Annotated in this window: 5 protein-coding genes; all 5 read left to right on the top strand. The window is 39.7% G+C overall.

Annotated features, from left to right (window positions below; all coding sequences use genetic code 11):
- Positions 1–553 precede the first annotated feature (553 nt).
- The 5 genes from spxA (at position 554) to H4683_RS22075 (ending at position 7,287) form a co-directional block, all read left to right on the top strand.
- The gene (gene spxA / locus H4683_RS20835; protein WP_192600743.1) at positions 554–949 is read left to right on the top strand and encodes a transcriptional regulator SpxA; all 396 of its coding nucleotides are present in this window, start codon (positions 554–556) and stop codon (positions 947–949) included.
- Between the two features lie 252 nt (positions 950–1,201).
- On the top strand, positions 1,202–1,861 hold the full coding sequence (gene mecA / locus H4683_RS20830) for an adaptor protein MecA (RefSeq protein ID WP_192600742.1): 660 nt from the start codon (positions 1,202–1,204) through the stop codon (positions 1,859–1,861).
- A 461-nt stretch (positions 1,862–2,322) separates the two neighbouring features.
- Positions 2,323–3,453, top strand: coding sequence for a competence protein CoiA (locus H4683_RS20825; RefSeq protein WP_192600741.1), 1,131 nt, complete (start codon positions 2,323–2,325; stop codon positions 3,451–3,453).
- Between the two features lie 51 nt (positions 3,454–3,504).
- Positions 3,505–5,325: an oligoendopeptidase F gene (gene pepF / locus H4683_RS20820; protein WP_192600740.1), complete on the top strand. Its 1,821-nt coding sequence runs from the start codon at positions 3,505–3,507 to the stop codon at positions 5,323–5,325.
- Between the two features lie 1,038 nt (positions 5,326–6,363).
- Complete coding sequence (locus H4683_RS22075; protein WP_192600739.1) at positions 6,364–7,287, top strand: nuclease-related domain-containing protein; 924 nt, start codon at positions 6,364–6,366, stop codon at positions 7,285–7,287.
- The last annotated feature ends 266 nt before the right edge of the window (positions 7,288–7,553 follow it).

Below are 7,553 nucleotides of genomic sequence, written 5' to 3'. Positions count from 1 at the left end.
GATACTTAAAAGGTTGAACCGCCGTATACCGAACGGTACGTACGGTGGTGTGAGAGGTCGGCTGATCAAATAATGATTAGCCTCCTACTCGATTTTGCTGTTATACATATGTACGTTTTTTAGTGATTGTGAACAGTAATAAGGCAAGATTCAGAAAAAAATCGCATGTTTCTGAGTTTTTTTGAATTTAAATGAAACCTTACCAATGGAAATACGTACTATACTATAGAAGATTAAACTTTTCTTTTCAATTAGAGACATGCTAAATGAGAAAGTGTTTTATTTGACAAATCAGATGTTTAATTAATTGTCTTAATGGGTATAACAGTAAAGGATATAACACAAACTCGACTAGGTCATACTAAATTCGATTATATTGTGGAATTGTGACAAAAGTATATTGTTTGGTAATTTTTTTCCGAAAAGTGTGTTTATCATGATTGAATATGTGTATAATAAGAAATAGAAGCATACAGTTTAAAATTATTCTAATTTATATCTAAAAAAATAATTTGCAATGATTCAGCCGATTGAAAGGAAGTGTCAGCATATGATGGTTACATTGTTTACTTCACCTAGCTGTACATCATGCAGAAAAGCGAAAGCATGGTTGGAAGAGCATGAAATTTCATACACAGAAAGAAATATCTTTTCTGAACCATTAAACATTGATGAAATTAAGGAAATACTCCGAATGACAGAAGATGGAACAGATGAAATTATATCAACACGATCGAAAATTTTCCAGAAGTTGAATGTTGATGTAGAAAGTCTTCCGTTACAACGTTTATATGAACTCATTCAAGAACATCCAGGTTTATTGAGAAGACCTATTATTCTTGATGAAAAGAGGCTACAGGTAGGATATAATGAAGATGAAATTCGTCGATTCCTACCGAGAAAAGTGAGAGCCTATCAGCTGCTTGAAGCGCGGCGCATGGTAAACTAATCATTCACATACGTTAGCTGATGGGTTTCGACATTGAAAAATGCTGGATACCTATCAGCTTTTTTGTATATCTCTTGCTTTCCCGGTGGATGTTCTCTACAATGCTATTACTATCATAATTATTAGTCCTAAGGCAGAACCCTTTCAAATCTTGCTGGACGGTCATATATTAAGAATAAGCATTGTAGGTTTTTAGCACACATTGATAGGAACAGGTAAATCCAGTTCCAAGTGGAAGGGAGAGAATAAGTAATGGAAATTGAACGTGTTAACGAAAATACAGTTAAGTTTTTTCTTTCATATATTGACATTGAAGAACGAGGTTTTACCCGTGAAGAAGTTTGGTATAATCGGGAAAAAAGCGAAGAACTTTTCTGGGAGATGATGGATGAAGTCAATGATGAATCCGAGTTTGAAGTTGAAGGACCCTTGTGGATTCAAGTGCATGCTATGAGTGGGGGAATTGAAGTGACGGTCACCCGTGCACAAATGACGGAGGATGGAGAGCCACTGGACTCCCCATTTGGTATGGGTGATTCAAGAAAGATGTTCCAGCCCAACAGTGGAATGTTTGACGAATTGGAAGATGAGTACCCTGACATTAATGGAGAGACTCTTGCATGGCTTGAAAATATGTTCGTCTTTAATGAATTCGATGATCTCATCCCGATGGCAAGTCGAATGGCTGTGTATGATGTGCAGACATCATTATATTCATTTGAAGATAAATTTTACTTGTATTTAGAATACGATACAGAAACAATGGAAGACGCTCGAAAGACGGATTTATTCAGTGTACTTTCAGAGTTTGGGGCCCCGTCAAACATGACAATCCATCGTATTAAGGAATACGGCAATGTGATTATGGAATCGGATGTTTTTACAAAAGTTCAGCACTATTTTGGAGCATAATAAGAAGTGATTAAGCAGCTACCTCATTGGGTGGCTGTTTTTTAAAAAAGATAAGAAAGTATAAGTTTTTAGGCCTGCCACAATCCATATGATTGTGGTATTTTTTATTGCATAGGAAATTATAAAATCACGAACTGTGGATAAATTACAAGTTGTAGATTTGTCGTCTAGACTCCAGCGCCTAAGAGGCTCGAGTCATAAGTAGGATTGTGAAGGGATTGAACTACATTCCTTCCTCTATGTAGCAAAGAAAGCCGCTTGGGCCTGGGGGATGTGCAAGGTCATGCAGTCGTTGCGACACGGCGTCGCGAACTTAGACTGCCTTCCTTTACTCGTCTTATGTCTGTCACCTCTGAACAGGCGCTTATGCTTTTGTTCTGCAAATCAATAAGGTTGCAATTGTATAAGAATATTCGTAAAATTATATTTAGAAGGAGGGAAATGCCATACTTACAGCGAAAATGGAAAATGGAAAACTCATTGTTCTTACACGGGAATTACAAAGAGAGCAATTGAAGGAATGGCGGAAGACAACAAGTTACTTTTGTCCACAGTGTAATGTTCCCGTATATTTGAAAGTCGGTGATATTACTATTCCACATTTCGCCCATCAGAAAGACGTTTCCTGCGCATCTTTTTTTTCTGAAGGTGAAACGAAGGAACATCTTCAAGGGAAACAGCAGTTGTTTGCATTTTTATCGGAACATGTAGAAAAGGTAGAATTAGAACCGTTTATAAAAATGTTATCGCAAAGACCTGATCTACTCGTAACAAATGGCTCCAACTCAATCCCGATTGAGTTTCAATGCAGTACAGTCCCAGTCTCCCTAATTAAATCAAGATCGGCAGGCTATTGGAGTATCGGAATGAACCCCATTTGGATTTTGCATACCCCAGCAAAATTTAAGACACTTCCTGAAGGTGTCGGTATTTTTCACTTTTCCAAATTCCATGAAAGCTTCTTTATCCATACAATTCCTGAAGGTCACGTGTTCCTCACGTACAATCCCCTAACCGAACGATTCCATTATTTCAGCAGCCTTATTCATGTTGCGGGCAAGCGATATATTGGTATTCATCGTTCATTGTCATCTTCCCAGCAGCGTTTCCCTTTTGCACGTCCGAAAATACCAACTGAAGTAGAGTTAAACCAATATGTCACCTTCTATCTATCAATCCGTCATGACTTTTTGAAATCACGGATTTTATTGAACCGAAGGGGTGTCAATGATCCCTTTTTAAGAATGTGCTACGAGTTACACGTACGACCGACAGAACTACCAATTTGGATTGGATTGCCTGTTCCATTCGGCGATGCGTTTGTGGAGCATGATTGTGAGTGGCAATTAGCACTCATCCGCTACATGAGATTGAAGGGAATTCGTTTCCGAGAATTGTCGGATGGGCATGTCCATAAGTTTGTATCTGGGTTAGATGGTCCATCGGATGAAAAGAAAAAAGCATGTATGACTTATCGTGATTTCCTTATTTCTACAGGTGTCGAATCCTTTCAAATGGACACAATTATTGATGAAAACTATATTTTAAATTTATTTTCAGTAAGATTCCTTGCAAAGTCATATGGAAATTGAGAAAATAGAACTGATTCGTTTCCCGAAGTAACGGGAGAAAGGGGATTTACAATGACAATTGAAACTAAAAACAAAGTATTAACACGTGATGAAGTGAAGGTAGAGGAGACGTGGCGCCTTGAAGATATTTTTGCCACTGATGTAGCATGGGAACAAGAGTTTCTTGGTGTCGAGGAACTTTCGGGTAAAGCAGAGTCTTATAAGGGCACACTTAACAATGGAGCGGAAGCACTTTACGAGGCCCTGAAATACCGTGACATGCTATCAGAAAGATTGCGTAAACTTTATACGTATGCACATCTGAAAACAGATCAAGATACAACTAACAGCTTCTATCAGGCTATGGATAGCCGTGTTAAATCGCTTTATGTGAAAGTGTCAACCGCATTATCTTTTTTCTTGCCGGAGCTATTGGCAATCGATGAGAGTGAATTGAATAGCTTGCTTGAGCAACATGAAGGATTGAGTTTGTATAAGCAGGAATTCGAGGAAATCAATACACAACGTCCTCACGTTTTACCTGCTGAACAAGAAGCACTTCTTGCACAGTTATCCGAAGTGACAGGGATATCTTCGGAAACATTTAGCATGTTGAACAATGCTGACTTGACATTCCCAATGGTGAAAGACGAAAATGGGGAAGAATCCGAATTGTCACACGGGCGGTTCATCAATTTCCTTGAAAGTGACAATCCACGTGTGCGTGAAGATGCGTTCAAAGCGATGTATTCAAAATACGGAGAATTCCAAAATACGTTTGCCTCAACGCTTTCAGGTAATGTGAAAAGTGATAACGTTAATGCGCGTATCCGCAACTATTCATCAGCGCGTGAAGCGGCGATGTCAAATAATCATATCCCCGAACAGGTCTATGAAAACCTGGTTTCTACAATCAATAAAAACGTCCACTTGCTACAGCGTTATGTAGCGTTGCGGGAAAAGGTATTTGGACTTGAAGAACTTCATATGTGGGATATGTATGCGCCGCTGGTAAAGGATGCGGACATGGAAATCTCATACGAGGAAGCGGCACAGACGATGCTTGAAAGTTTTCATCCACTTGGCGAAGAATATGGTTCTATCGTGAAAGAAGGATTGGATAACCGTTGGGTAGACGTCCGTGAGAATAAAGGGAAACGTTCGGGCGCTTATTCTTCAGGTGCTTATGGTACAAATCCATACGTTTTAATGAACTGGCAGGATAATGTGAGTAATCTCTTTACATTGGCGCATGAATTCGGTCACAGTGTGCACAGTTATTACTCACGCAAAAATCAGCCATTCGTTTATAGTGGCTACTCTATTTTTGTCGCAGAAGTGGCATCCACAGTGAACGAAGCGATTTTGAATGATCATTTATTGAAAACAACCGATGATGAACAGAAGCGCATCTATCTTCTAAATTACTGGCTGGATGGATTCCGTGGCACCGTTTTCCGTCAAACGATGTTCGCTGAATTTGAACACCTAATTCATAAACTTGATCAGCAAGGCGTCGCGTTAACAGCTGAAAAACTGACTGAAGAGTATTATGCCCTCAATAAGAAGTATTATGGTGACAATCTTGTTGTCGATGAGGAAATCGGCCTAGAATGGGCGCGGATTCCACATTTCTACTACAATTATTATGTCTATCAATACGCAACAGGCTATAGTGCTGCTGTCGCACTTAGTAATCAAATCCTAACAGAAGGTGAACCGGCAGTTGAACGTTATGTGAATAACTTCTTAAAAGCCGGCTCCTCTGATTATCCGATTGAAGTTTTGAAAAAAGCGGGCGTCGACATGACAAGTGCTGCACCAATTGAAGAGGCTTGCCGTGTCTTTGAAGAGAAGTTGAATGAACTTGAGGCACTTCTTCTAAAGAAATAATTTGTTAAGTGAACAGTCTTATTCGCCATGTATCATGGTGGATAAGGCTGTTTTCATTGTCATAGAATCGGTTTGAATGTATATGAAGTACCGATAATAGAATAGGTTTTGTTACATTCATGTTACATTCTTTGTGAATTGTTGATGTACCTATTATTTTATGATAAAGTAAGGATGTGAAATAAATCACATACCAAACATACACCCCTTTTGTTTGAACGTGAACATTTCTCCCATTCCCTTTGTAAAAGAGCATTCCCTCCCCCCCAGGAGCGGATGCTCTTTTCTATTTGTATATGGTGATAGGGGAACTGTCATGGCAATTCGTGAAACTGTGAGGGCAAATCGGAAAACTGTAATGGCGCGCCGGAACTGTCATGGCAATTCGTGAAACTGTGAGGGCAAATCGGAAAACTGTAATGGCGCGCCGAAACTGTCATGGCAATTCGCGAAACTGTAATGGCAACGCGGAAAACTGTAATGGCGCGCCGGAACTGTCATGGCAATTCGCGAAACTGTAATGGCAAAGTGGAAAACTGTAATGGCGCGCCGGAACTGTCATGGCAATTCGCGAAACTGTAATGGCAAAGTAGAAAACTGTAATGGCGCGCCGAAACTGTCATGGCAATTCGTGAAACTGTAAGGGGAAAGTGGAAAACTGTAATGGCGCGCCGGAACTGTCATGGCAATTCGCGAAACTGTAATGGCAACGCGGAAAACTGTAATGGCGCGCCGGAACTGTCATGGCAATTCGCGAAACTGTAAGGGCAACGCGGAAAACTGTAATGGCGCGCCGGAACTGTCATGGCAATTCGCGAAACTGTAAGGGCAACGCGGAAAACTGTAATGGCGCGCCGAAACTGTCATGGCAATTCGTGAAACTGTAAGGGCAATCGGAAAATTTCTAATTCAGCTATTGTAAGATTTTATCCTTTCAGTTATTATTAATTGGAATTGCCAGACTTTATAAGGGAGATGAATTAAATAAGTAATACTATTCAAAGAAACCAACCCGCTCTGCTAGATGGTATACCGCGCTTGATAGCCCGGTTACACCCCAACCATCGAAAAATTCAAGAATTAAAAAAACATCTTTACCAGATTAGTGCAGGGTATTCGGGTGAGTGTAATGTAGATCCTTATATCGAGCGAACCCATTTTCCACAATTGACTAAGATTTTCACGAATGTACATTTGTGTATATCACCGAACTTCACATTTGAGGTTGATACATTAATTATCTCAGAGAAATATGTTCTGATTGTTGAAGTCAAAAATCTAAAAGAAACTGTCCGATTTATCCCAAATCCCCCACATCTGAAACAAGAGCTTGAAACTGGCGATGAAGCGGTCTTCAATTGCCCGGTTTATCAGATAGAGACAAACAAGTCTAATCTTAATGAGTGGCTTCGTCAACGAGGAATCACTTTGAAGACGCAAGGTATACTTGTTCTTGCCAATCCGAACACTGTTGTAAAAGATGTGCCTCCTGACTTTCCTATTGTTTATAAAAAGCAAATTACTTATTATCTTCAAAATTTACGTTCAACCGGAGTGGTTCTTTCTGCTACACAAATTTATGACATCACACAACAAATTCAAAATGATCAAAAGAAATTTAGCCCATTTCCGTTATGCTCCTACTATAATATAGATGTGAATGATTTAAGGACAGGGTTGTTATGTCGTTATTGCAATAAGCATCTTCGTCGAAATAATCGTGAGACCTGGTACTGTGAATATTGTTCAAAAGATGCTCTGGATCCCTTTAACGATGGAATTAAGGATTGGCTAAAACTGGTTAAAAATTCAATAACAAATGAAGAATGCCGAGGGTTTTTGGAATTAAAGAATCCGAATGCGGCTCGTTATGCTTTATCCAAATCGTCGCTTGTGAAAAAGGGTAAATCCACAGCGACATTTTATATTAGTGGAAATAGAAGAGCTATCACTGATAAATAGGAAAGAGAGACTTTCGAATTTGGAAGTCTCTCTTTCCTATCTAAATCTAGTAAATACCTTAAGTATTAGTTGAACTGTCATGGCAATTCGTGAAACTGTAAGGGCAACGCGGAAAACTGTAATGGCGCGCCGGAACTGTCATGGCAATTCGTGAAACTGTAAGGGCAAAGTGGAAAACTGTAATGGCGCGCCGAAACTGTCATGGCAATTCGCGAAACTGTAATGGCAACGCGGAAAACTGTAATGGCGCGCCGGAACTGTCATGG

The organism is Sporosarcina limicola, from assembly GCF_014873855.1.
GTDB lineage: Bacteria > Bacillota > Bacilli > Bacillales_A > Planococcaceae > Sporosarcina > Sporosarcina limicola.
The sequence above is the reverse complement of the archived record's forward strand: the minus strand, read 5'-3'. Positions and strand labels throughout refer to the sequence as shown.